General features: G+C 69.5%; 23 protein-coding genes. 7 read left to right on the top strand and 16 right to left on the bottom strand.

Translation table 11 applies throughout. The features are described 5' to 3' along the window. On the bottom strand, window positions 1-486 hold the full coding sequence (rpsP, locus tag ACW9TB_RS12320) for a 30S ribosomal protein S16 (protein WP_386261743.1): 486 nt from the start codon (window positions 484-486) through the stop codon (window positions 1-3). Between the two features lie 258 nt (window positions 487-744). Between rpsP and ACW9TB_RS12315 the strand changes: the two genes are divergently transcribed. Then, on the top strand, window positions 745-1,542 hold the full coding sequence (locus tag ACW9TB_RS12315) for a hypothetical protein (protein ID WP_472748102.1): 798 nt from the start codon (window positions 745-747) through the stop codon (window positions 1,540-1,542). Between the two features lie 238 nt (window positions 1,543-1,780). On the opposite strand, the gene ffh is transcribed toward ACW9TB_RS12315, so the two are convergent. From ffh to ACW9TB_RS12290, 5 genes are all read right to left on the bottom strand, one after another. Then, window positions 1,781-3,340, bottom strand: a complete 1,560-nt coding sequence (gene ffh, locus ACW9TB_RS12310; protein ID WP_472748101.1) for a signal recognition particle protein — start codon at window positions 3,338-3,340, stop codon at window positions 1,781-1,783. A gap of 85 nt (window positions 3,341-3,425) precedes the next feature. Beyond that, on the bottom strand, window positions 3,426-3,986 hold the full coding sequence (locus ACW9TB_RS12305) for a GTP-binding protein (RefSeq protein WP_031158879.1): 561 nt from the start codon (window positions 3,984-3,986) through the stop codon (window positions 3,426-3,428). A 13-nt stretch (window positions 3,987-3,999) separates the two neighbouring features. After that, entirely contained in the window at window positions 4,000-4,458 is a 459-nt protein-coding gene (locus ACW9TB_RS12300; RefSeq protein ID WP_472748100.1) for a DUF742 domain-containing protein, read from the bottom strand. A 24-nt stretch (window positions 4,459-4,482) separates the two neighbouring features. Beyond that, window positions 4,483-4,896: a roadblock/LC7 domain-containing protein gene (locus tag ACW9TB_RS12295; protein WP_326646986.1), complete on the bottom strand. Its 414-nt coding sequence runs from the start codon at window positions 4,894-4,896 to the stop codon at window positions 4,483-4,485. A 43-nt stretch (window positions 4,897-4,939) separates the two neighbouring features. Continuing rightward, window positions 4,940-8,110 carry a sensor histidine kinase gene (locus ACW9TB_RS12290; RefSeq protein ID WP_472748099.1) on the bottom strand — a complete coding sequence of 1,057 codons (3,171 nt, stop codon included), beginning with the start codon at window positions 8,108-8,110 and terminating at the stop codon, window positions 4,940-4,942. 499 nt (window positions 8,111-8,609) lie between these two features. Between ACW9TB_RS12290 and ACW9TB_RS12285 the strand changes: the two genes are divergently transcribed. The 5 genes from ACW9TB_RS12285 to ACW9TB_RS12265 all read left to right on the top strand — a co-directional run bounded on the left by ACW9TB_RS12285 (window position 8,610) and on the right by ACW9TB_RS12265 (window position 13,045). After that, window positions 8,610-9,596 carry an ABC transporter substrate-binding protein gene (locus ACW9TB_RS12285; protein ID WP_472748098.1) on the top strand — a complete coding sequence of 329 codons (987 nt, stop codon included), beginning with the start codon at window positions 8,610-8,612 and terminating at the stop codon, window positions 9,594-9,596. Further along, complete coding sequence (locus ACW9TB_RS12280; RefSeq protein ID WP_472748097.1) at window positions 9,593-10,381, top strand: ABC transporter permease; 789 nt, start codon at window positions 9,593-9,595, stop codon at window positions 10,379-10,381. Before ACW9TB_RS12285 ends, ACW9TB_RS12280 begins: the two co-directional genes overlap by 4 nt. 11 nt (window positions 10,382-10,392) lie before the next feature. Beyond that, on the top strand, window positions 10,393-11,172 hold the full coding sequence (locus ACW9TB_RS12275; protein ID WP_472748096.1) for an ABC transporter permease: 780 nt from the start codon (window positions 10,393-10,395) through the stop codon (window positions 11,170-11,172). 9 nt (window positions 11,173-11,181) lie between these two features. Beyond that, window positions 11,182-11,964 carry an ABC transporter ATP-binding protein gene (locus tag ACW9TB_RS12270; protein ID WP_472748095.1) on the top strand — a complete coding sequence of 261 codons (783 nt, stop codon included), beginning with the start codon at window positions 11,182-11,184 and terminating at the stop codon, window positions 11,962-11,964. Window positions 11,965-12,040: 76 nt separating this feature from the next. Continuing rightward, the gene (locus ACW9TB_RS12265) at window positions 12,041-13,045 is read left to right on the top strand and encodes a methyltransferase (protein WP_472748094.1); all 1,005 of its coding nucleotides are present in this window, start codon (window positions 12,041-12,043) and stop codon (window positions 13,043-13,045) included. 375 nt (window positions 13,046-13,420) lie between these two features. Here ACW9TB_RS12265 and ACW9TB_RS12260 read toward each other — a convergent pair whose 3' ends face one another. From ACW9TB_RS12260 to ACW9TB_RS12235, 6 genes are all read right to left on the bottom strand, one after another. Further along, window positions 13,421-13,960 (bottom strand): GTP-binding protein, encoded by a 540-nt coding sequence (locus ACW9TB_RS12260; RefSeq protein ID WP_329091233.1) that lies wholly within the window; start codon window positions 13,958-13,960, stop codon window positions 13,421-13,423. 7 nt (window positions 13,961-13,967) lie between these two features. After that, a complete protein-coding gene (locus tag ACW9TB_RS12255; RefSeq protein ID WP_472748093.1) occupies window positions 13,968-14,366 on the bottom strand; it encodes a DUF742 domain-containing protein in 399 nt (132 codons plus the stop codon). Between the two features lie 9 nt (window positions 14,367-14,375). Beyond that, window positions 14,376-14,798, bottom strand: a complete 423-nt coding sequence (locus ACW9TB_RS12250; RefSeq protein WP_030906232.1) for a roadblock/LC7 domain-containing protein — start codon at window positions 14,796-14,798, stop codon at window positions 14,376-14,378. Continuing rightward, window positions 14,795-17,740 carry a sensor histidine kinase gene (locus tag ACW9TB_RS12245; RefSeq protein WP_472748092.1) on the bottom strand — a complete coding sequence of 982 codons (2,946 nt, stop codon included), beginning with the start codon at window positions 17,738-17,740 and terminating at the stop codon, window positions 14,795-14,797. The genes ACW9TB_RS12250 and ACW9TB_RS12245 overlap by 4 nt, the downstream gene beginning before the upstream one ends. 197 nt (window positions 17,741-17,937) lie before the next feature. Beyond that, window positions 17,938-19,344 (bottom strand): aminobutyraldehyde dehydrogenase, encoded by a 1,407-nt coding sequence (locus ACW9TB_RS12240; protein WP_472748091.1) that lies wholly within the window; start codon window positions 19,342-19,344, stop codon window positions 17,938-17,940. A gap of 34 nt (window positions 19,345-19,378) precedes the next feature. Further along, a complete protein-coding gene (locus tag ACW9TB_RS12235) occupies window positions 19,379-20,650 on the bottom strand; it encodes a nucleotide disphospho-sugar-binding domain-containing protein (protein ID WP_472748090.1) in 1,272 nt (423 codons plus the stop codon). Between the two features lie 125 nt (window positions 20,651-20,775). Between ACW9TB_RS12235 and ACW9TB_RS12230 the strand changes: the two genes are divergently transcribed. Then, window positions 20,776-21,384, top strand: coding sequence for a TetR/AcrR family transcriptional regulator (locus ACW9TB_RS12230; protein ID WP_472748089.1), 609 nt, complete (start codon window positions 20,776-20,778; stop codon window positions 21,382-21,384). Here ACW9TB_RS12230 and ACW9TB_RS12225 read toward each other — a convergent pair. Genes ACW9TB_RS12225 through ACW9TB_RS12210 form a run of 4 tightly spaced genes read right to left on the bottom strand, consistent with a single transcriptional unit; the run spans window position 21,378 to window position 25,174 of the window. After that, window positions 21,378-22,403: an ABC transporter ATP-binding protein gene (locus ACW9TB_RS12225; RefSeq protein WP_472748088.1), complete on the bottom strand. Its 1,026-nt coding sequence runs from the start codon at window positions 22,401-22,403 to the stop codon at window positions 21,378-21,380. The two genes, ACW9TB_RS12230 and ACW9TB_RS12225, sit on opposite strands and share 7 nt — an antisense overlap. Beyond that, complete coding sequence (locus ACW9TB_RS12220) at window positions 22,403-23,176, bottom strand: ABC transporter permease (protein WP_472748087.1); 774 nt, start codon at window positions 23,174-23,176, stop codon at window positions 22,403-22,405. Before ACW9TB_RS12220 ends, ACW9TB_RS12225 begins: the two co-directional genes overlap by 1 nt. After that, on the bottom strand, window positions 23,169-24,050 hold the full coding sequence (locus ACW9TB_RS12215) for an ABC transporter permease (protein WP_472748086.1): 882 nt from the start codon (window positions 24,048-24,050) through the stop codon (window positions 23,169-23,171). The genes ACW9TB_RS12220 and ACW9TB_RS12215 overlap by 8 nt, the downstream gene beginning before the upstream one ends. Then, complete coding sequence (locus ACW9TB_RS12210; RefSeq protein WP_472748085.1) at window positions 24,047-25,174, bottom strand: polyamine ABC transporter substrate-binding protein; 1,128 nt, start codon at window positions 25,172-25,174, stop codon at window positions 24,047-24,049. The genes ACW9TB_RS12215 and ACW9TB_RS12210 overlap by 4 nt, the downstream gene beginning before the upstream one ends. Window positions 25,175-25,235: the final 61 nt, after the last annotated feature.

The following is a 25,235-nucleotide window of genomic DNA, read 5'->3' as shown; positions in this document are numbered from 1 at the left end:
TCAGGCCTCGCCTTCCGGCTTCTCCTCGGCGGCCGCGGTGGGCTCAGCCGGGGTCTCGGCGGCGGCCTCTTCGGCCTTGGGGGCCTCTTCAGCCTTGGGAGCCGCCTTGCGGGTCGACTTCTTCGGCGTGGTGGCGGCCTCCAGGGAGAGCGCCTCCTTGGCCGCGGCCTCGTAGACCGCGTGACGGTCGGCCTTGGGCTCGGCGACCAGGAGCGGAGCCGGAGCCGGCTCGCCCTTGAACTTCTGCCAGTCGCCGGTGAGCTTCAGGAGCTTGAGCACGGGCTCGGTCGGCTGCGCGCCGACACCCAGCCAGTAGGCCGCCCGGTCGGAGTCGACCTCGATGCGCGAGGGGTTCTCCTTCGGGTGGTACAGGCCGATCTCCTCGATCGCCCGGCCGTCACGCTTGGTGCGGCTGTCGGCGATGACGATGCGGTACTGCGGGTTGCGGATCATGCCGAGCCGCTTGAGCTTGATCTTGACTGCCACTGGTGTGGTCTCTCCTGCATTAGAGCGTGGGTGAGCGGCGTCTCATCGAGTGGGGCACGAGGAGAGGACCGTTCGAGGGACAGGCATGGCACGCGGGAGTGAGAGGGCAACCACGTGTCACGATGTTCCAACATGTCATTGTGCCAGACGTGCGGGGGTGCCCGGCCAACCCCCGGCCATCCGGTACGGCGGCCGGAGGGCAAATCTCGGTAATCCCCGTGTGTCCGGGACCCTCGGCGAGCCGGCCTGGTGCGCTAAATGGCCGCCGTGGCAACCACCCTCAGATCTCTGCTGCTGACCGCGACCGGATCCATCGCCGTGCTGGGCGCGGTGCTGGCCATCAGGGCGACGACCCCGGCCGGTCAGGCCGACGTGTTCCCGGCGCCCGTCTCGTCCCCCGCCGGAACCCTCGGAGAGTCCCTCCGGGTCCCCCTCGGCGAAACCCCGGGAACCTCGGGACTTCCCGGGCTCCCCGGATTCCCGGGAACCATCGACCTTGGAACCACCGGCCTTCCCGGAACCACCGGGCTCCCCGAGATCACCGGGCTTCCCGGGATCACCGGAACCTCCGAGTCCTCGGGAGCCTTCGGGAACCCCGGCACCGGGACCGGCCAGGAGCACGCCCCCTGGGGAGCGCCGGAACCTCCGGGGACGCCCCTGCTGCCGGGAGCCTTCGTACGGGCGGGGACGGTCGCTCCGCCCCTGACACAGGCGTTCCTCTGGTCGCCCGCGCGACCGGGGACGCCGGTCCCCGCGGAACCGGCCGGGCCACCTGGGGCGCCCGCGTGGCCCGGGGATCCCGTCATGCCGGAGGCCGTGCCCGAGGCGCCCCTCTCGCAGGAGCCTGCGGCCCCGCCGGAGACACCCACCTCGCCGGTGATCCCGGTCCCGCTGGGGGACCCGGTCGCGCCGGAGATCTCGACCCCGCAGGAAGCACCCGCGCGGTCCGCGTCCCTGACGTCCGTGCCGTCCCTGGCGCCCCCGCCGTCGTCCCTGGCGCCCCTGCCGCTCCCGCTGTACTCGTCGCACGGGCGGGAGGGCGGGACGCTCTGGTAGGGGCGCTCCGGTGGGGGCGCTCCGGTGGGGGCGCTCCGGTGGGGGCGCTCCGGTGGGGGCACTCCGCGTGAGGGCGCTCCGGTGGGGGCACTCCGCGTGAGGGCGCTCCGGTGGGGGCACTCCGCGTGAGGGTGCTACTTGGGGCGTACGCCGAGTAGTTCGAGCACCGCGACGAGGACGAAACCCGCGACGATGATCACCCAGATCCACCTGGCACGCCGGTGGAACCCGTCATCGCTCATTTCTGGCCGGGGAGCTTGAACTTCGAGGGGTCGAAGCCCGGCGGCAGCTCCAGGCCGGGCGGCAGCTGCTGCCGGGAGCCCAGCTTGCCCAGGAGGCCGTTGCCCGCGGGGGCCGCGGGCTCGTCGGTCTTGTCGGGGGCGGCCTTGCCGAGCGACGCCTTGCGCGGGTCACCGCTGACCCTGCGTCCCTTGGCCGCCTTCTTCTGCGCGGCCTTGCCGCCCTTGCGGCCACCCGGCATGCCGGGGATGCCCATGCCCCCGGCCATCCGCTTCATCATCTTCTGGGCGTCGAAGAAGCGGGTGACCAGGCCGCTCACCTCGGTCACCGTCACGCCGGAGCCCCTGGCGATACGGGCGCGGCGGGAGCCGTCGATCATCTTCGGGTTGTGGCGCTCGGCGGGGGTCATCGAGCGGATGATGGCGGCGATGCGGTCGAGGTCGCGGTCGTCGACCTGGTTGAGCTGCTCGCGCATCTGCCCCATGCCGGGCATCATCCCGAGCAGGTTCTTGATGGGGCCCATCTTCTGGACCATCATCATCTGCTCGAGGAAGTCTTCCAGGGTGAAGCCCTCGCCCGAGGTGAGCTTGCTCGCCATCTTGGCGGCTTCGCCCTCGTCGAAGGTCTTCTGGGCCTGCTCGATCAGGGTGAGGATGTCACCCATGTCGAGGATGCGCGACGCCATCCGGTCGGGGTGGAAGGCGTCGAAGTCCTCGAGCTTCTCACCGGTGGAGGCGAACATGATCGGCCTGCCGGTGATGTGCCGGACCGACAGGGCGGCGCCGCCCCGGGCGTCGCCGTCGAGCTTGGTCAGTACGACGCCGTCGAAGCCCACGCCCTCCATGAAGGCCTGGGCGGTGGTGACGGCGTCCTGGCCGATCATGGCGTCGACGACGAACAGGACCTCGTCGGGCGAGACCGCGTCGCGGATGTCGGCGGCCTGCCTCATCAGCTCCTGGTCGATGCCCAGGCGGCCCGCGGTGTCGATGATGACGATGTCGTGCTGCTGCCGCCTGGCGTGGTCGATCGACTGGCGGGCCACCGCGACCGGGTCGCCGACGCCGTTGCCCGGCTCGGGCGCGTAGACCGCGACGCCCGCGCGCTCGGCCACGACCGAGAGCTGCTGGACGGCGTTGGGCCGCTGGAGGTCGGCGGCGACGAGCAGCGGCGTGTGGCTCTGCTCCCGCAGCCAGCGGGCGAGCTTGCCGGCCAGGGTCGTCTTGCCCGCGCCCTGGAGGCCAGCGAGCATGATGACGGTCGGCGGGTTCTTCGCGTAGCGGAGCCGCCGGGTCTCACCGCCGAGGATCTCGATGAGCTCGTCATTGACGATCTTCACGACCTGCTGCGCCGGGTTCAGCGCCTGGGAGACCTCGACGCCGCGGGCGCGTTCCTTGACCTGGGCGACGAACGCCTTGACCACGGGCAGCGCGACGTCCGCCTCGAGCAGCGCGATGCGGATCTCGCGGCAGGTCGCGTCGATGTCGGCCTCGGACAGCCGACCCTTGGATCGAAGGGAGGAGAAGACCGATGTCAGCCGGTCGGAAAGCGTCTCGAACACGTGATTGGCCAGCCTCTGCGCTACAGGTCTGCGACTCGACCTCCCAGCCTATCCGCTGGGAGGTGCGACTGACGCCCTCCCGCGGTCAGCGACCCCAGCCGGGGACGGCCATCCGCATGGTGAGCGCGTGCTCGACAAGCGTGATGAGCGTGGCCTTCACCGCGTCGCGCGAGCGGGCGTCGGTCCGGGAGATGGGGATGTGCGGCGCCAGTGTCAGCGCCTCGCGCACCTCCTCCTCGCCGTGGAGGTAGGTGCCGTCCCAGCCGTTGACCGCGACGACGAAGGGGAGCTTGGCCTCCTCGAAGTAGTCGATCGCCGGGAAGCTGTCGGCCAGCCGCCGGGTGTCGACGAGCACGATCGCGCCGATGGCGCCGCGGACCAGGTCGTCCCACATGAACCAGAACCGGTGCTGACCCGGCGTACCGAACAGGTACAGGATCAGGTCCCGGTCCAGTGAGACACGGCCGAAGTCCATGGCGACCGTGGTGGTGGTCTTGTTCGGTGTGAGGCCGAGGTCGTCGATCCCGGCGCTGGCGTCGGTCATCACCGCCTCCGTGGTCAGCGGCAGGATCTCCGACACCGCCCCCACGAAGGTGGTCTTGCCAACACCGAATCCACCGGCGACGACTATTTTCGTCGATGTCAGGCCGCCGCCGCGGCTAGAGCCTGCGAAGTCCACTGAGCACCCTTTCCAGCAGGTTGAGATCCGGCTTGCCCGCGTCCAGCTGCGGCTGGTGGATCTGCACCAGGCCCTCGGCGGCCATGTCGGCCACCAGGATCCGGGTCACGCCGAGCGGGATGCGGAGCATCGCGGAGATCTCAGCGACCGAACGCACTTGCCGGCACAGGGCGCTGATCGCCTGATACTCCGGGGTGCGGGTGGATAAATCATGATGTATGGAGGTCGCCGAGGAGACCAGGGCCTCCAGGGCGAGTTGGGTCCGGGGGGCGGTGCGCCCCCCGGTGACGGCATACGGGCGGACGAGGGAGCTCTGCTCCGACGGCGCCGGGTGCATCAGATGCGAAGGACCGCCCTGATGCCGGTGGGGGTCGTCCATTGATTGATAGGGATACCCGCCGTGCGGGTCGCCCTCACCGGTCCAGCCGCGGCCTGCCACGGCAGCCTCCTAGCGTCATCGCCGTCACCGTGAGTGGGAAGACTGCAGTTCCGCGCGGACGGCCGGGGTCAGCACCTGGCCCGCCCGCTCGACGAGCATCGTCATCTGGTAGGCCACCAGCCCCATGTCACAGTCGGCGGCGGCCAGCACCGCCAGACAGGAACCGTCACTGATCGACATGATGAGGAGCAGCCCTCGCTGCATCTCCACCACGGTCTGGGTGACCGCCCCGCCCTCGAAAACCCGCGAGGCACCCTGGGTCAGGCTGATCAGGCCGGCCGCGACCGCGGCCAGCTGGTCCGCCCTGTCCCTGGGAAATCCGTCCGAATACGCCAACGGCAGACCGTCGGCTGACACGACGACCGTGTGCGCCACACCTGGGACGTTGTTCACAAAATCGGTGATCAGCCAATTGACCCCCCGGGCGGCCTGGCTCATTTCGCGCACGTGTCATCCTCCTTGGCGACCATGATGAGCTCGCTCACCGGTCCTCCTTGTTTCCTTCAACGTCCCGGCCGAAGTCGGGATACGGCCGCCCGTCTCCGGCTCCGCCCTTGGCGGCCGCGCGCCCCTGCCGTACTCCCTGCTGGAAGCTCGCCAGCCTGCTGCGCACCGCCTCCGGGGAGACCGTCGGCCGGTGCACGGGAGCTTGGGGGGCCGCGCTCAGGTCGGGCGCGGCCGTACCGGGTACCAGGTTCGCCTTGGGCACCCGCTTGGGCAGCCCGGAACCGGTGATCCCGCCGAGTGAGGGTTCGCTGGCGGCCTTGGCCGCCTGCCAGCCCACGTCGGCGGGCGACGACCAGCCGCCGCTCCCCTGTGCGGGGGCGGCCGGCTGTGAGAGCTGGACGGTCTCCTGGACGGCCCGGGTCTCGGGGACCTCTTCGGCGCGCTCCTGGACGGCCGGGCCCGGCTCGACCTTCCTGAACCAGTCGGACTCGACGGCCGCGAAGATCGGCAGGAACTCCTCCTTCGCCTCTTCCATGGGCGAGGAGTCGGGGATGATCGGCAGCGGGCCGGTGTTGTCCGCCGGGTCGAAGACGCGCCGGCCGAACGGCCCGGAGTTGCCGGTGGACGGCCATCCCCCGGAGTCGCCGCGCGAGGAGGTCGACCACACGTCGGAGCCGCTGTCCCTGCTCTGCTGGCCGCCGGGCCAGACGGGGGCGTCGCCGCGCGGGGGCGCTCCCGAGCCGGCCGACCACATCCCCGCGTCACTGCGAGGTCCGCCCTGTCCCTGCCGCCATCCGGAGGAGTCGGGCTGGGAGGCGTTCGGCCAGCCGCCGGGGTCGGCGCCGGGCGGCGGGACCTGTCCTGGCCAGGGGGTGTCGACGGGCGCCTGCCCGAACTGGCCGCCTCCTCCGAAGGGAGGCTGCGAGGCCTCGAAGGAGTTGAACTGCTGCCCCAGGTCGAAGGAGGCGAACGAGTTCTGGTGGGCGGCCTCGAACGAGGCGAAGGACGGCATCGGGGGGGAGGTCGGGCTGGCCAGCACGGGCGGGCGGTCCATGGAGGCCATGGATCCGGCCCAGTCGCCGCTCTGCATGCTGGAGGGAGGTCCGCCGGGACGGTTGGCGATGGCGAGCAGGTTCTCCGGGAGCAGGACCATCGCGGTGAGGCCGCCGCTGTCCTGCTGCCTGAGCTGGACGCGGATGCCGTGCCTCAGGGCGAGGCGGCCGACCACGAACAGGCCCATTCTGCGGGAGACGGAGACGTCCACCACCGGCGGGTTGGCGAGCCGCCAGTTGGCCTGGGAGAGCTCCTCGGCGGTCATGCCGATGCCGATGTCGGTCACCGAGACCATCACCCCGCCGCCGTCGATGCGGTTGCTGGAGACGATGACCTTGGTCTCACGCGGGGAGAAGGAGATCGCGTTCTCCACGAGCTCCGCGATCAGGTGGACGACGTCGTTGACGGAGGTGCCCGCCACGGACACTCCCGCCGACAGCTGCAGGTCGACCCGCTCGTAGTTCTCGACCTCCGACAGCGAGGCGCGGACCACGTCGATGAGCGGGACCGGCTGGCTCCACCTGCGGGCGGGCTCCTGGCCCGCGAGGACCAGGAGGTTCTCGGAGTTGCGGCGCATGCGGGTGGCGAGGTGGTCCAGGCGGAAGAGGCTGCCGAGCCGGCCCTCGTCCTGCTCGCCCTGCTCCAGGCTCTCGATGAGGGAGAGCTGGCGCTCGACCAGGGTCTGGCTGCGCCGGGAGAGGTTGACGAACATCGAGTTGACGTTGCTCCGCAGCGTGGCCTCCTGGCCCGCCAGCCGTACGGCCTCGCGGTGGACCTCGTCGAAGGCCCGCGCCACCTCACCGATCTCGTCGTCGGAGGCGACGCCGATCGGGGTGATGTCGGTGGTCGAGACCTCGCCGCTCTCGCGCATGCTCTGGACGGTCTCGGGGAGACGCTGTCCGGCGATGGACAGCGCCTCGGTGCGGAGCGTGCGCAGCGGCCTGACCAGCGACCGCGCCATGACGGCGGTGACGATCAGGACGAGGAGGAGGAGCAGGCCGCTCAGTCCCGCGGCGATCAGCGCGCCGCGCTGCTCGGACGCCTGTAGGACGCTGCTCTGCATGATGAGGGTGTTGGCGACCTGCTCCTCCACCGTGCGCATGTTCTCGATGACGTCGCTGGAGGCTTCGAGCCAGGTCGACTGGTCGCCGAGCTGGCTCGACGAGACGTCGACGTTCCGCAGCGGCTGGCCGTTGAGCGCGAGGAAGATGGCACGGGCGCGCAGGGCCGCCGCGCGGTCCTTCTGCTGGCTGCTGACCGTGTCGTCGTAGAGCTGGCGCTGTTCGATCGACGCCTCGGAGCGGAAGGTCGCGAGCTCTCCGTCGAACTGCGCGCGGGCGGCCAGCATGGCGTCGAGGCCCTCGGCGCTGAACCCCCTGACGGCGAGGGCGGCGGCGAGGTTCGCCCGCTCCCTGGACGCCTGTTCCTTCGCCCTGGTCAGCGCGGCGAACGCGGCCGCGCCGCTGGTGAGGTTCTGGTCGGAGACACCCTGGATGATCTCGTCGTGCAGGGCCAGCAGGTCCGCGATGGTACGGGAGTACATGGCGATCGTGGGCTGGGCCGGCAGCAGGGTCTTCGTGCCGGAGGCCAGTTCGCGCACGCTCTTGAGCTCGTCGATGCGGCGGCGGATCTGGGTGAGCTCGGTCTCGCCCCGGGTGCCGAGGGCCGCGAGGAGGCCGCTGTCGGCCATGGCACTGTTGACGCGGCCGCTCACCTGCCCGACGACCTCGTCGACCGCCTCGTACTGCTTGCGCAGGTTCGACCTGCCGGTGGTCGGGCGGCCCTGCGCCACGTACCGGGCCGACAGGTCGCGCTCAAGTTGCAACTCGTTGGTCAGGTCACTGAGACCGGCCGTGAGTTCGGCGGTGGTGCGCACGCGCTCGTACTCGGCCGCGCTGCTGATCGAGGTGGTGACCCGCAGGCCGCCCAGCACGATCGCGGCGACGGTGGGAATGACGATGAGCGCGATCAGCCGCGATCTCACCCGCCAGTTCTTGAGCGCTAGCCTGCCGCCGTTCCTCGCGGACTTCTCGGAGTCGCGACCGTCGAGGTCCTGACCCGGGCCGCTCTGCGGCCGCCTCCCCTGGCTGTCGAATCCCAGGGCAGGTGCCAGCCCGGAATCGCGTTCGCTGGGGATTGACGCTGTCCTCACTGGCCTCCGCTGCCTCTCCTCGGATCGTCTGCTTGGAGGGGATCGCGTCACGCAATGATGTGCGAGTGACGCCGACGCATCCATGGGGTAGGGGTTATTGGAGCACAGCCGGATGAGTTCGGCCAACAGCACATAACTCGCATTCTTCACTTAACAGGCACACAGCATCCGCAACCGGGCGATGACTCTGCGTCCTGTAACCACAAACTTCCGCAAAGTTGCCAAACAGATTTATTGACATCTTTCGCGATGCCCGCTAGGCCGCCACATCTCACGATTGATACGGCTGTGGCGACTGGGGCCCCTATGGCCGTTTTGTGGCTTCGGGGCGATAGGGGCGAAAGAGGTAATATTTGTAATTTGACTGATCTACTCCGCTACTCTGATCCGCGGTCGGCATACCCCCCTTGACCAACGTGCCTCCCGGGACCCCCTCCATGTCGCCCGATGAGTTACCGCGAGTTCCGGCAGGGGCGGTCAAATGCAGCTAAGGAGACCCATGAGGTTCAAACTTGCGAGCCGGGCCGTCATCGCAGGGGTGGCCGCCGCCCTCGCGCTGAGCGCCTGCGGAAGCTCTGACACACCCGCTGACACCACCTCCGCGAACGCGGGCGGCCTGGAGAAGCCCAGCCTCAAGATGGGAGCGCTGCCGATCCCCGACTCGGCCGCGCTCTACATCGCCAACAAGCGGGGCTTCTTCAAGGAGGAGGGCCTCACCGTCAAGATCGAGCCGGTGCCCGGCGGCGCCCAGGCCCAGCAGGCCCTTCTTGGCGGCGCCCTGGACGCCACGCAGACGAACTACGTCTCCACCTTCCTGGCCGTCTCCAAGGGCCAGAAGCTGAAGATCATCTCTGACCTCTACCAGGCCGCCCCGAACTCGTTCAACCTCATGGTCCCGAAGGACTCCGGCATTAAGACGCCGGCGGACCTCAAGGGCAAGAAGATCGCGGTCAACAGCAAGCAGAACATCGGCACCCTGGCGGTGACCACGGTGCTCAAGACGCACGGCCTCACCGAGAAGGACGTGGAGTTCGTGGAGTTCCCCTTCCCTGAGATGGGGGCCCAGCTGGCCAGCAAGACCGTCGACGCCGCCTGGATGACCGAGCCGGCCCTGACCGGGGTACAGAAGGCCCTCGGCGCCCAGAAGCTCGCCGACACGATGGTCGACTCCACCGCGGACTTCCCCATCGCGGGAGTGGTCGTCACCGAGGCCTTCGCCAAGGAGAACCCCAAGACGGTCGCCGCCTTCCAGCGGGCGATCGCCAAGGCCCAGCAGATCGCCGCCTCGGACCGCAAGGCCGTCGAGGAGATCCTGCCGACCTACACCAAGATCGACGCGGCGACCGCGGCCGTGATCACGCTGGGGTCCTTCCCCACCAGCCTTGACGAGACCCGCCTGCAGCGGGTCGCCGACCTCATGCTTGAGCAGGGCTACCTCACGAGCGCGATCCAGGCCAAGGCCATCCTCCCCGGAAATGTCGGGTGACACGGCGCAACCCGCTCGACAACAGACTGCTCTGCGGCGCCCTCGGCGTCGCGGGGCTGTTCTGCGTCCTGGAGGTCGCCGGCCGGGCCGGGCTGATCGATCCGCTCGCGTTCCCGCTGGCCTCCACGGTGCTCGGCCGGGCGGTCACTCTCGTGGCGGACGGGGAGTTCCTCTCCGACGTCGTCTCTACGCTCGGCGCGTGGGCGACCGGGCTGCTGCTCACGGTCGCGATCGCGGTGCCCGCCGGGTTCCTGCTCGGCAGCCTGCCCCGCGTGGAGAGCGCGCTGCGGCCGATCGTGGAGTTCCTGCGCCCGATCCCGTCGATCGCGCTGATCCCGCTGGCGCTCGCCGTGTTCTCCGACAGGTTCGACATGAAGGTCACCCTGGTCGTCTACGCGGCGACCTGGCCCGTCCTGATCAACACGATGTACGGCCTCAAGGACGTCGACCCGCTCGCCAAGGAGACGCTCCGCAGCTTCGGGTTCGGGAAACCGGCCGTGCTGTGGCGGGTCTCCCTGCCTAGCACCGCGCCCTTCATCGCCACCGGTGTCCGGCTGGCGTCGGCGATCGCGCTCATCGTGGCGATCAGCACGGAGCTGATCGGCGGCGGCGCCGACGGCATCGGCAGCTACGTCCTGGAGAGCGCGGGCGGCGTGGACGCGACGGAGTACGTCATCGCCGCCGCGATCTGGGCCGGGGCCATCGGCGTGGTCACCAACGGCCTGTTCGTGCTCGCGGAGCGGCGGCTCTTCCGCTGGCACACCGCCCGGACGGAGGTCGTGTGATGAACGGCGCGATGCGCGTCGCCGGCCGGCTGTGGCCGGTGCCGGCCGTCGTGGCGCTGTGGGAGCTGCTCACCCGCTACCTGGAGATGCTGAGCTTCCCGCCCCCGTCGCAGATCGCGGCCAGCGCGTACACGATGTGGCTGACCGGTCCCGCGGAGCGGCTCTGGCTCACCGACGCGGCGCTGGAGAACATCCCCACGAGCGTCGGCCGGCTGCTGACCGGGTGGGTGCTGGCCGGGGTCGTCGGGATCGCCCTCGGGGTCGCCCTGGGCCGCTCCCCGCTGCTCTTCCGCCTCGTCGACCCGCTGGTGCAGTTCGCCCGCGCCATTCCCCCGCCCATGCTGCTGGCGCTGTTCCTGGCGCTGTTCGCCATCGGCCCCCGGATGCAGATCAACTTCATCGCGTTCGGCATCGTCTGGCCGATCCTGATCAACGCCTGCGAGGGGGCCAGGCACGTCGACCGCCAGCACCTGGACACCGCGAGCGTCTTCGGGCTGACGGGCCGCGAGCGGCTGTTCCGGATCATCCTGCCCTCGGCCATGCCGAAGATCTTCGCCGGGCTCCGCGTCAGCCTGTCGCTGGCGCTGATCCTCATGGTGCTCTCCGAGCTGATCGGCAGCACCGACGGGATCGGCTTCCAGCTCCTGGAAGCCCAGAGGTCCTACGACTTCCCCGGTGTGTGGGCGACCATCGTGGTGCTCGGCGTCCTGGGGTACGCGCTCAACTCGGCGTTCCTGGCGGCCGAGCGGCGCGTCCTGTCCTGGCACCGATCCGCCAAGCAGACCACCTGAGGACCCGCCGTGCTCGAAATCACGAACCTTTCCCATACCTACGGCAGCGGGCCGACCGCGCACAACGCGCTGGGCGGCATCAACCTGAGGGTCGCCCAGGGCGAGCTGGTGTGCGTCGTCGGCCCCTCGGGGTGCGGCAAGTCCACTTTGCTGCGTTCCATCGCGGGGCTGATCCGGCCCAGCGGCGGCCAGGTCACGCTCAACGGCACCCCCGTGGAGCGGACGCCCGACAACCTGGCCGTGGTGTTCCAGGACTACAGCAGGTCCCTGTTCCCCTGGATGTCGGTGGCCGACAACGTCTCGCTCCCGCTGCGCCGCAAGGGCCTGGACAAGCAGCGGCGCAGGCAGTCGGCGCTGGAGGCGCTGGAGGAGGTCGGGCTGCAGGGCGCCGCGGCCAAGTACCCGTGGCAGCTCTCCGGCGGCATGCAGCAGCGGGTGTCCATCGCCCGCGCGCTGGCCTACCGGCCCGCCCTGCTGCTGATGGACGAGCCCTTCGGCTCCGTCGACGCCCAGACCCGCGAGGACCTGGAGGACCTGACCCTGCGGGTCCGCGGCCTGCACAACATGACCATCGTGCTGATCACCCACGACATCGACGAGAGCGTCTACGTCGGTGACCGCGTCGTGGTCCTGTCCAAGGCCCCCGCCGGGATCGTGGGCGACCTGCGCGTGGACCTGCCGGGGCCGCGCGACCAGATCACCACCCGCGAGCACCCCGACTTCGTGCACCTGCGCGCCGAGGTCGGCCGCCTGGTACGCGGCAGGCGCTGCCCGTCGTCCTCGGCTCCCTGAAACGTCACGCCCTCCAGACCCCCTCCGGAAACACGGCTCCCCCTCCGGACCGTACGCCGGAGAAGAGAGGATTCTCATGAGCGACCCACAGGCACCGGTATGGGATGCGATCGGCGGTGTCTCCCGCTTCGCCGCCCTGGCCACGATGGCCGAGCTGGGCTGCGCCGACCACCTGCGAGACGGCGCCCTGACCGTCGACGAGCTCGCGCTGCGCTGCGGCGCCAACGCGCCCGCGCTGGGCAGGGTGCTGCGCCAGCTCGCCTCCATGGGCATGGTCGCCACGGCCACGCCCGGCACGTACGAGCTGACCGAGGCGGGGGCCACCCTCCGCGACGACACTCCCAACTCGTTGCGCTCCGCCGTGCGGATGATCTCCGAGGACGGCTTCTGGTACGGCATGGGCAAGGTCCAGCAGACCGTGCGCACCGGGAAGTCGGGCTTCGTGGAGCGGCACGGGCCGCTCTACGAGTACCTCGGGGCCAACCCCGAGGCGGGCGCGCTGTTCGACGACTACATGGTGGTGAGGGCACAGCCGTTCGCGGACGCCGTGGCCTCCCGCTACGACTTCTCCGGCGTGCGGACCCTGGTGGACGTGGCCGGCGGCAAGGGACACATCCTGGCCGCCGTACTGAAGGAGTACTCAGATCTCAGCGGAGTTCTGTTCGACCGGGAACGCGTGGTCAGCGGGGCTCGCGAGTTCTTCGCCGGGGCCGGTCTTGAAGACCGGTGCAGTTTCGTCGACGGCGACTTCTTCGTCTCCGTACCGGCCGGGGGGGACGCCTACCTGCTGAGCAGCGTGCTCCACAACTGGTCGGACGAGGACTCCATCCGGATCCTGCGCAATATCAGGGAGGTCATCTCCGACGACGGCCGGGTGCTCATCGTGGAGTTCGTGGTCCCCGACGACGACCGGCCGCACATCAGCAAGGACGTCGACATGCGGATGCTCGCCCTTTTCGGCGAGGGCATGGAGCGCAGCACCTCCGAGTACGCGGAACTCCTGGGCAAGTCCGGTTTCCGGCTCAGCCGGCAGATAGAGCTTCCCGGCGGTTCCTCCGTCGTCGAGGCCCTGCCGATGTAGGAAAGCGGACAGCGGCGGCCGGTGGTGTGAGGTTCACGCCACCGGCCGTCGTTGTTTCATCTCCCTTCAACACGGATTCGCTTTCCCGCTTTCCTCCGGGCGCGCTTTCCGCACACAATGGGAATGGCCACCGTGAAATCGGTGGCCATATGATCGGGCACGAGACGGAATCGCGGTGCCGCGCGTCCGGTCGTCCGCGCGGCGCGTCCGCGACCGGGAATCCACGCGCGGGCTTTCTCTCTCGCCTAATCCCCTTCCTTTTATGACATGCGTTATCAGCTGATTTCGGGCGGGCTTATCGGGCGGGTGAATGCCCTGGCCTGGAAACGGCTGTGGGCCCCGTCCCTCCCGGGACGGGGCCCACAGCGCGTGACGTCAGACCCTGAGCGTCAGGACGTGCTCGACCAAGGTGATCAAGGTCGACTTCACGGCGTCGCGGGACCGGGCGTCGGTCCGGACGACGGGGATGTGCGGGGAGATCGTCAGAGCCTCCCGCACCTCCTCCTCACCGTGGACGTGCGATCCGCCGAACCCGTTGAGGGCCACGACGAACGGCAGGCCGGCCTCCTCGAAGTAGTCGATCGCCGGGAAGCTGTCGGCCAGCCGCCGGGTGTCGACGAGCACGATCGCACCGATCGCGCCCTTCACGAGGTCGTCCCACATGAACCAGAACCGGTGCTGACCCGGCGTACCGAACAGGTACAGGATCAGATCACGGTCCAGCGAGACACGGCCGAAGTCCATCGCGACCGTGGTGGTTCGCTTAGTCGGGATGTGCGAGAGGTCGTCGACGTCCGCACTGGCCTCTGTCATCACCGCTTCCGTGGTCAGCGGCATGATCTCGGAGACCGCACCGACGAAGGTCGTCTTGCCGACACCGAACCCGCCGGCAACGACGATCTTCGTCGACGTCATCCCGGCGTCAGAGCCTGCGAAGCCCACTGAGCACCCTTTCAAGCAAATTGAGATCCGGCTTACCCGCATCCAGCGACGGCTGGTGGATCTGCACCAGGCCCTCGGCCGCCATGTCCGCGATCAGCACCCGGGTCACGCCGAGAGGCATGCGCAACAGGGCGGAGAGCTCGGCAACCGAGCGCACCTGCCGGGACAGCGAGATGATCGCCTGATATTCCGTGGAGAGCGTGGTGGGGTCCACGCCCGCGAACGTCGCCGAGGAAACCAGCGCCTCGAGAGCGAGCTGCATCCGGGGAGCGGTCCTGCCCCCGGTCACAGCGTACGGGCGAATTAAACGATCTCGCCCGCTCTTGGCCTGAGGCGTGCCCAGAGATTCCTCCGGGCCACGCCAACCTGGTGCGTCCATATCACCCCCCTATCGCTGAACCGACTGCAGCTCGGCACGAAGCGCAGGCGTAAGCGCCTGGCCGGCACGCTCTGCGAGCAGTGTCATCTGGTAGGCCACAAGGCCCATGTCGCAGTCCGGCGAGGCCAGCACGGCCAGCGCGGAACCATCGCTGATCGACATGGTCAGCAGGAGGCCCCGCTGCATCTCGATCACCGTCTGTGCCACCGGACCACCCTCGAACACCCGCGAGGCGCCCTGAGTGAGGCTGATCAGACCGGCCGTGATCGCGGCGAGTTGGTCCGCCCTGTCCTTGGGGAAGCCCTGGGAGTAGGCCAGCGGGAGCCCGTCCGCGGAGACGATCACCGCGTGCGCCACTCCGGGCATCTCCTTGACGAACTCGGTGATCAGCCAGTTGAAACCGCGAGCGGCCTGGCTGAGTTGGTTGTTCACTGCTGGTTCTCTCCCTCGACGGCGTTGGCGCGCTCGCTCATCTCAGCGCGCCCCTGCCGTACGCCTTGCTGGAAACTGGACAGACGGCTGCGCACCCGTTCCGCCGATATCGGCGGCATCGGGGGGGCCGGAGCCGCCGGGGCCGCCGAGGCGGCTCCGGGAACGAGGTTCGCCTTGGGCACCCGCTTGGGAAGGCCCGCTCCGGTCAGGCCGCCCTCCACGGGCTTCTTGGCGACCTCGGCGGCGGCCCACCCCTGGTCGGAGGGGGTGCTCCACGGCTGCCTCTCGGCCACGGGCTCGGCCTGCCTGGGCGGCTGCGCCTGCTGCGGTTGCTGCGGCTGCTGCCGGGGCCCCCGCTGCGGCAGCGGCTGTGCCTGCTGCTGCGGTGGCCTGGGCTGCTGCTGGGGCGGCGGCGTGGAGTGCGTGATCTGCGGGATGTTCTGGGTCTCCAGCCCCTGCGGACCCCGCCTGACCCGCTGTTCCAGCGGCCGTGGCTTGACCTCGGGCTCGGGAGCGGCCTCCTCCTCCGGCTCCGGAGCGACGGACGCGCCGCTGCGGAACCAGTCGGATCCCACCGCCGCGAAGATCGGCAGGAACTCCTCGGGCTCGGGTTCCGTCGGCGGCATCTCGACCACGGGAAGGGCCTGGGTGTTCTCCACCGGCTCCAGCCGGTGTGGCGTCCAGGGGTCGATCGCGGGCGGATCCGGCCAGGCGGAGGGGAACGACGGCGGCGCGGTCGACGCCAGCGGGGACGACCACAGGTCCTCCACCGCCGAGGCGGGCACCACGGGCCCCGACCACAGGTCCGCGGACGTCGGCGCCGGCACCTGGAGAGGCGCCTGGGCGGGCGGCGTCCCTAGATCGGCCTGCGGCCGGTTGCCGCGCCCCGCGCCGGTCCCGAACGGGTCGGGGTTCGGGGCGGAGCCGAACGGGTCGGGGTTCACCGAGGCGAACGGGTCCTGGTTGGACATGGAGCCGAACGAGCTGGACGGGCCGCCGAAGGAGCCGGACGGCATGCCCTGCCCCGACAGCGCCATCTCGGGCATCATCGTGGACTGGGCCACCACCTGCACCGGCAGGAGCACGACGGCGCTGAGGCCGCCGGTCTCCGGGCGCCTGAGCTGGACCCTGATGCCGTGGCGCATGGCCAGGCGGCCGACCACGAACAGGCCCATCCGGCGGGAGACCGACAGGTCCACCGCGGGAGGCTCGGCCAGGCGGCGGTTCGCCTCGGCCAGTTCCTCGTCGCTCATGCCGATGCCGGAGTCGGTGACCGCCAGGATGACGGCGCCCATCTCGTTGCCGTTGCTGGTCACCGTGATCTTGGTGTCCTGCGGCGAGAAGAAGATCGCGTTCTCGACGAGCTCCGCGATCAGGTGGACGATGTCGTTGACGGCCTGGCCGATGATCGAGATGCCCGACTCGATCCGGAGGTTGACCCGCTCGTAGTTCTCGACCTCCGACAGCGAGGCGCGGACGACGTCGCTGAGCGGGACCGGCTCGCTCCACCGGCGGCTCTGCTCCTGGCCCGCGAGGACCAGGAGGTTCTCGGAGTTGCGGCGCATGCGGGTGGCCAGGTGGTCCAGCTTGAAGAGGCTGCCCAGCCGTCCCTCGTCCTGCTCGCCCTGCTCCAGGTCGTCGATGAGGTCGATCTGCCGTTCCACCAGCGACTGGGTGCGGCGGGAGAGGTTGACGAACATCGCGTTGATGTTGCTGCGCAGGCGGGCCTCGTCACCGGCGAGCCGGATGGCCTCGCGGTGGACCTCGTCGAAGGCGCGGGCCACTTCCCCGATCTCGTCGCGGGAGACCACTCCGATGGAGGGCACCTCGACGTGCGGGGCGTGGTCGCCGGACTCCCGCAGCACCCGGACGGTCTCGGGCAGCCGGGTGTCGGCCACCTCGAGCGCCTCGCTGCGCAGCCTGCGCAGCGGCCGCACGAGCGTACCGGCCACCCAGGCGGTGATGAGCAGGATCAGGACCAGCAGGACCAGGATCGAGGCACCGGAGATCATGGCGCTGCGCTGCTCGGCGCTCTCCATCTCCTGGCTGCGGGAGACGACCGCGGACGCCAGGCGGCGCTCGACGGTCCGCATGCCGTCCACGATCGCGCTGGAGGCGCCGTACCAGTTGTCGGCGCTTATGAGCCAGCCTCGGCCGATCCGCTCCAGCGGCTTGTTCTCGCGCATGAGGGACATGACGAGAGCGCGCATGGAGTCGGCCTTGTCGACCTTGGGGCCGTTGACCGCGTCGCGGAAGCTCTTGATGTCGTTGGCGGAGGCGGTGGCGCGGAAGGCGTTCTCCTCGCTCAGCTGGCTCCGGTACGCGCCGAGGAGGTCGGCGGGGTCGTCGAAGTCGAACTTGCGGTCGAGGAAGCTGACCAGGAGGGTGCCCCGCTGCCTGGCGACCTGCTCCTTGGCCCGGGTCAGCGCGCCCAGCGCGAGCGCGTCCCCGATGAGGCGCTCGTCGCCGCCGCCGCGGCCCAGGTCGTCGTGGAGGGTGGTGAAGTCGGTGATCATCCGCGTGTACATGCCGAGGGCCGCCCGGGGGAGCACGCTTCCCTCGGCCATCAGCCTGCGCAGGCCGGGGAGCCCGTCGAGCCAGCGGCGGATCTGGGCGACCTCGGCACGGACCCGGGTGGCCTGCGAGGAGTCGAGGGCGTCCATGGCGGCCAGCGCCTGCTCGCTGCTCCGGTCGACCACCTCGCGCTGTTCCGTGACCTTGTTGAGGTTGGCGCGGGTGGCGATGGCGACGGACCAGGCGGTGAGGTCGCGCTCCTCGGCCATCTCGTGGGAGAGGGTTCCGAGCGACTCGACCAGCGAGGCGACCTCGGCCATCCGGCGGTACTCGCCGGCGGTGGACAGGGCCGTGGTGAGCTGGAGGCCGGTGAGGAGCACGGCCGCGGCGGTCGGGAGCAGGATCAGCGCGACCAGACGGGGACGCACGCGCCAGTTCGCCGGCAGGAGTCGACTGCCCACCCCTGACGCGCGGTGGCTCCGGCGGTCTTGTGTCATCACTGGCCTACGTAACCCCTCGCCGGATTTGGAAGCGGCGGAAGCAATTTGAGCACATCCTTTATGTCACTTCGAATGGAGTAATTGCCGACATATCCCCACAAAAGGGACATATGGCGTCAAAGCTTTCAGGCTGGCCGGAAGGAATCCCTCACCTCCGGAGCCTGGTGCTTGATCATCAGGTGGCGGGTCACAGAGTATTCCTGAACCGCCTCCTGACTCATATCCTTGCCGAAGCCGCTTCCCTTGACCCCGCCGTGCGGTGCCTCGGACGCGATGGGCAGATGGTCGTTCACCCAGGTCACGCCCACGTCGAGCCGGTGCGAGACACGCAGCGCCCTCGCCACGTCCCTGGACCAGACCGAGGAGGCCAGCCCGTAGGGGGTGTCGTTGGCCAGCCGTACCGCCTCGTCCTCGCCGTCGAAGGGCAGGGCGACGAGGACCGGGCCGAAAAGCTCACCCTGAACGATCTCGCTGCTCTGCGCCGCGCCGGAAATCAGCGTGGGCGGGTAGTAGAACCCGGGACCTTCGAGCGGGACGCCGCCGTGCAGCACGGAGGCGCCCGCCGCGACGGAGCGCTCCACGAAGCCGTGCACGCGGTCGCGGTGCGCGGCGGAGATCAGCGGGCCGATGTCGGTGGCCGGGTCCCAGGGGTCGCCCACCGTGATCTGGGCCAGCGTCGTGTGGAGCGCCTCGACGGCCTCGTCGTACACGTCGCGGGAGATGTAGACGCGGGTCGCGGCGGTGCAGTCCTGGCCGGTGTTGTAGGTGGCGCCCATCGCGACGCCCCTCGCCATCTCGGACAGGTCCGCGTCGCCGAAGACCAGCGCCGGGGCCTTGCCGCCGAGCTCCAGGTGGACCCGCTTCAGGGAGCCGGTGGCGCCGCGCATGACGGCGCGGCCGGTCGCGGTCGAGCCCGTCACGCTCACCATGTCGACGCCCGGGTCGGCGACGAGGGCCTCGCCCACCTCGGCGTCGCCCAGGACGACCTGGAGCAGGCCGTCGGGCGCGCCGGCGCGGGCGAACAGCTCCGCCATCCTGAGCGTGGTGCCCGGAGTCTGCGGGGCGGGCTTGATGACCACGGCGTTCCCCGCCGCGAGCGCGGGGCCGATCTTCCACACCCCCATGACCAGGGGGAAGTTCCAGGGGGCGATCGATCCGACGACCCCGACCGGGCGGCGTACCAGCACCGAGGTGTAGCCGGAGCTGAGAACCCCCGCGCCGGTGCCGTCCAGCGAGCGGGCCGCCCCGGCGAAGAAGCGGAGGTTGTCGGCCGCGAACGGCAGCTCGCCGTCGCGGAAGACCGACGCGGGCTTGCCGGTCTCGATGACCTCCAGCCGGGTGAGTTCCTCGGCGTCGGCCTCGACGAGGTCGGCGAAGCGCAGCAGCACCCTGGACCGCTCGGCCGGGGTCGCGGTGCTCCACTCCTCGAACGCCGCGCGGGCCCGCCGCACGGCGGCGGCCACCTCCTCGATCGAGGTCTCGGCCACCTCCCGCAGGAGGTCGCCGGTCGCCGGATTGATCAACTTGCCCATGGGACTTCCCTTGTCGTGGTGATGCGGAGAGCCGTCAGGCTCCGGCCCGCTCGATCAGGTCGGCCGCCCTGCGCAGGCCGTCCCGGCCGCGGATCTCCTCGCCCGCGGCGGCCAGGCGCTCACGGAGCCCGGTGTCACCCAGGAGCCGGTCCAGCGCGCCGGTCAGCTCCTCGTCGGAGAAGCCGTAGGTGGCCAGGCGCACGCCGTAGCCGAGTTCGTGGACGCGCTGCGCGTTGTCGTACTGGTCCCAGAACAGGGGCAGCAGGATCATCGGCTTGCCGAAGTGCAGCGCCTCGGTGGTGGTGTTGTTGCCGCCGTGCGTGATGACCAGGTCGACCAGCGGGATGATCTTGGTCTGCGGGACGAACTCGGCGCCCCACATGTTGCCGGCCAGCTTGATCTCCTCGTGCAGCGGGCCCTTGGAGACGATGAAGCGGTACGGGGTGGTGCCCAGCACGTCGATGACCCGCTGCATGAGGCCGACGTCCGCCGAGCCGAGCGAGCCCAGCGAGAAGTAGACCAGCGGCCCCTCCTGCCCGGCCAGCGACTCGGGGAGCTCGAAGCCTCCCTCCGTCTCGCGCACCGAGGAGTCCAGGCGGTGCCAGGAGTCGCCCAGCGGCCGGGCGCCGGTGTAGTCGGCGATCTCCGGGAAGACGTACAGGTTGAGGTCGCCCTCGTGGATGAAGTCCAGGTCCGGCAGCGGGCGGGCGCCCTGCTCAACGACCCACTCGTTGAAGGCGGTCCAGATCTCGCGGTGGGTGCGGTCGTACTCGGCGTTGAAGGCGCCCCACTCGGAGCGGTCGTCGGCGGGCAGCCCGGAGAAGACCGGGGCGACGCCCTCGCCGCGTACCTCAAGCGGGTTGCAGGACACGATGCGGACGAACGGCTTGCCCGCCGTCAGCAGCGCCGGGAAGGTGATGACGTTGTCCTCGACGATGACGTCCGGCTGGACGCGCTCGATAATCGCCTTCAGCTGAGGCTCGCAGTACTTGGCGCCGTCGATAAGCGCGTCCCAGATCGGCTTGGTGACCGTCTCCAGCTGTTCCAGGGTCGACTTCCGGTATTCGGGGGCGGTGTCCCTGATGAAGTCCTTCCAGAACTGCCCGGCGTCCTGCTCCTCTTCGGAGGGAGGCGCGAGATCGACAAGATCCTCCTCGAATCCGAGGGCCTCCAATTTCCCCTTCCAGGAGGCCTCGGCTGCGAAAACGACTCGATGTCCGCGCTTACGAAGAATGTCACCGATGCCGATGCAGTTGTTCGTGGGCCCGTAGGCACTCTCCGGCATGAACAGGATCGTGAGAGACATCACGCCTCCTTGCGTCTAGAGGTTGCGGCTTTTGAAGAATGCTTCAATTCTCGGCTGGTAAAAACGCTGGGAAAGAGTCACTATGGACCCCGGCACAGAGCGTGGTTTTCAACGAGCGGGGGAATATGACGCGCAAGGGACGGGCGGACCGGCGCCTGGATCTCATCGCGGCCGCACACCGGGCGATAATCCGGCACGGCACCGAGGGGGTGCACCTCAACCATGTCGCCGAGGAGGCCGGCCTCACCTCCGGAGCGGTCCTCTACCACTACCCGCGCCTCAGCGAGCTGCTCGTCGACGCCCACCACGCGGGGATGGAGCGTTTCTACGAGCAGCGGCTCAAGCGGATCAGCGGTATGCGCGACCCCGCGGAGAAGCTCGTCGTGACCATCCGCTCGGGGCTGCCGCACGGCCCGGACGACCCGGACGTCCGGCTGCTCAACGAGCTGGGCGGCGCCGCGCCCCGCAACAGGATGTACGCGCTCCTGCTGACCACCCTCTACGACCGTCAGGTCTCGCTCTACCAGAGCATCCTCGACACCGGGGCCGCGCTGGAGACCTTCAGGCTGGCCGGAGACTCCCTGCTCATCGCCCGCAACCTGGTCGCGCTCGAAGACGCGTACGGCTACCGCATAACGGCCCGCCACCCGGTGATCGGCCCGCAGGAGGCGGCGGAGCTCATCCTCGACTACGCCAGGACCGCGACGAACAACCCGCTCAAGTCTTCTCATTGAGGGATCAGCACTCCGTCCCCATCCGCCCAGCTGAGCGCGACGAGGGAACCCGCCTGAACCTGGGTGGCCCCCGGGGTGGCCACCAGGACGGGCGTGGGACGGCCGCTCACCTGGACCGACACGTGCGAGACGCCGCCGTAGAAGCTCACGTCGACGACCTCGCCGCGCAGCACCCCCTCGGCGCCGAGCCTGAGCCGCTCCGGCCGTACGGCGAGCAGCGCGGGGGTGCCGTCGGGCAGGGTCGAGATCCCGGGAAGCACGCCGAGCCCGTCACCGGCCAGGCCGACCGAGCAGGCCCTGCCGGGGAAGATGTTGTTGGCCCCCACGAAACCGGCGACGAACGGGGTGCGCGGGCGCTCGTACAACTCCACCGGGGCGTCCACCTGCTCGACCGAGCCCGCGTTGAAGACCGCGATCCGGTCGGCGAGCGACATGGCCTCCTCCTGGTCGTGGGTGACCACGACGAAGGTGATGCCGACCTCGTTCTGCAGCCGCTTGAGCTCCAGCTGCATCTCCGCGCGCACCTTCTTGTCCAGCGCGGACAGCGGCTCGTCGAGCAGCAGCAGGCGCGGCCGCTTCACGATCGCGCGGGCCAGCGCGACCCGCTGCCGCTGGCCGCCGGACAGCTGCTGGGGCCTGCGCCCCGCCATGGTGTCCAGCCCGACCTTCTCCAGCACCTCGCCGACCCTGCGGCGCACCTCCGCCCGGCCCAGCCTCTCCCTCTCCAGGCCGTACGCGACGTTCTTCGCCACGGTCATGTGCGGGAACAGCGCGTACGACTGGAACATCAGGTTGACCGGGCGACGGTGGGCCGCCTGGCCGAGCAGGTCGTCGCCGTCGAGCGTGACGGAGCCGCCGTCGGGTGACTCGAAGCCCGCCAGGATCCGCAGGAGCGTCGTCTTGCCGCAGCCGCTGGGGCCGAGCAGCGCGAAGAACTCGCCCTGCCGGATCTCCAGGGAGACGTCCGACAGCGCCGTGACGTCACCGAACCGGCGGCTGACACCTGTGATCTTCAGCATTAGGACAGCGACTCCGTCAGTCGGGTCATCCGCTGGGTCACGATGACCGCGGTGAAGCTCACCAGCAGCAGCAGCGTGGCCAGCGCGTTGATCTCGGGGGTGACCCCGAAGCGGACCATTGAGTAGATGACGATGGGCAGCGTCGGCGTGGTGGGCGCCGCCGTGAAGAACGCGATGACGAACTCGTCGATCGAGAGGGTGAACGCCAGCAGCGCGCCCGCCATGATGCCCGGCGCCAGCTGCGGCAGCGTCACCCGCAGGAACGTGGTGAACGGCGTCGCCCCCAGGTCCCTGGACGCCTCCTCCAGCGAGGCGTCGGCGCCGGTGAGCCGGGTGCGGACCACCGCGGTCACGAACGCCATGCCGAACACCGTGTGGGCCAGCAGCACCGAGTGCAGCCCGAGGGTCGCCTTGATCGTGGCGTAGAACACCAGCAGCCCGATGGCCAGCACCAGGTCGGGCAGGACCGCGGGCAGCACGCCGAGCGCGTCCAGCGCCCGCGACCTGGTGTGCCTGGCCAGGCCCACGGCCAGCAGGGTGCCGAGCACCGTGGCCAGCACGGTGGAGCCCGCGGCCACGATGAGGGTGTTGACCAGCCCTTCGAGGATCTTCTCGTCCCGGGCGAGGACGCCGTACCAGTCCAGGCTGAAGCCCTCGTAGACGTAGGGGGACTCGCCCGCGTTGAACGACATCACGACGAGCACGACGATCGGCGTGTACAGGAAGACGTAGGCCACCCAGAAGGGGACGTACAGCAGGCGTGATCTACGCACGTCGGGTACTCCAGGCCTGCAGGAGCAGCAGGACGATCAGCACGGCGATCAGCGCCAGCGCGAGGGTGGATCCGAACGGCCAGTCGCGCGCCTTGAGGAACTGGTCCCTGATCAGGTTGCCGACCATGATGGACCGGCCGCCACCGAGCAGTTCGGGGATGATGAAGTTGCCGAAACTCGGCACGAAGACGAAGAGGCAGCCGGTGAGCACCCCCGGCAGGGTGAGCGGCAGCGTCACCGACGCGAAGGTGCGTGCCGGTGAGGCGCCGAGATTGGCCGAGGCCTCACGCAGCTGCGGGTCGAGCCTCTCGATCGCCGCGTACAGCGGCAGGACCATCAGCGGCAGGTACGAGTAGACGAGGCCGACGACGATGGTGCCCTGGTTGTAGAGCAGTTCCAGCGGCCTGTCGATCAGCCCCAGGTCCAGCAGCGTGCTGTTGACCAGGCCGGGGCCGCTCAGCAGAACGATCCAGGCGTAGATGCGGACCAGGAAGTTGGTCCAGAACGGCAGCACGATCGCCACCAGGGCGATCGTCTTCCACTTCCGCGGGAGCTGGGCGATCAGGTACGCCGTCGGGTAGCCGATCAGCAGGGCGATCAGCGTGGCGATCGCGGCCAGCTTCAGCGAGCCGAGCAGGACCTCCAGATAGAGCGGGTCGAGCAGCCGGGCGAAGTTCTCGCCCGTGACCTCGTAGACCACGCCGCCGAACCGGCCCCTGCGGAACACCGTGAAACCGATGAGCAGGGCGAGCGGTATCAGCAGGAGGACGAGCAGGTAGGTCAGGCCGGGCCCCAGGAAGACGAGCCTTCCCAGGGCACGCGACCGGCGCGCCCGCGATCTCGCGGACGCGCCGGAAACGGTGGAACGTGTCACTGCTTCGTCGCAACCTCGGTCGCGAGGCGGGTGAACTTGGCCGAGTCCTCGCCCAGGTCGATGATCGACTCGCCCTTGAGCAGGTCGGACGGCGTCATCTGCAGCGGGGCGTTGTCAGCCTTGAGCTGAGGGTTCAGCGCGTCCATCGCGGCCTTGTTCGGGACCTTGTAGAGGATGTTCTCCGCGGCCCAGGCGTGGACCTTCGGGTCCAGGATGTAGTTGATGAAGGCGTGACCCGCCTCCTTGTTCTTGGAGGACTTCAGCACGACCATGGTGTCCACCCACAGGTCGCTGCCCTCCTTCGGGATCACGAACTTGATGTTCTTCTCGGTGGTCGGGCACCAGCCGTCCCACGCCTCGACCATCACGGCCTCGCCGGTCTTGAGCTTCTCGCCGAAGGTGGTGTCGTCGTAGCTGAGCAGCTTCGGCTTCGCCTCCTCAAGCTTCGCCCTGACCTTGGCGATCTCCTCGTCGCTCCTGGTGTTGACCGAGTAGCCGAGCGCCTTGATGGCCGGAAGGGCGAGCCAGCGCTCGGTGGTCATCATGGTGACCTTCTTGAGCGCCTCGGGCGGCGGGCTGAGAATATCGTTCCAACTCGTGGGCGGGGTCTTCACCAGGTCGGTGCGGTAGCAGATGCCCGTGGTTCCCCAGGTGTAGGGGACCGAGAAGACGTTGCCCTTGTCGTAGGACAGCTCCTTGGCCTCGGGGTAGAGGTTCGCGAGGTTGGGGATCAGCTCGGGGTGGATCGGCTCCAGCAGCCCGGCCTCGTTGAGGGCCTGGGCGTACTGGCCGGAGACGAAGGCCACGTCGAAACCGGTGTCGGCGCCACTGGTGAGCTTCGCCATGATCTCCTCGTTGGTGGCGTGCGGCGCCACCTTGAGGGTCGTCTTGAGGTTGTCCTTGATCCGCTGAGGCAGGTCCTCGGGCGTATAGCCTTCCCAGACAGAGATGGCGATGCTCTGCTTGGAGAGGTCCGCGTTGGGGTTGAGCTGCGCCGCCGAGGCACTGGCGGCAGGCGCGGCAGAGGTTTCCGCGGCCTCCCCGCCACATGCCGAGACTGCGAGCGCGAGACCGGCGGCCAGGGCGACGGCCGGAAGACGACGGGTGTACCGAGTGCGGGACACGGCCGCTACTCCTTCAGAATTCAGTGTAAGTGGGGTAGACCGGCCGTAAGGGACACGGCAG

Source organism: Streptosporangium sp. H13245, from assembly GCF_055690525.1.
This window is presented reverse-complemented; position numbering and strand designations above follow the sequence as displayed.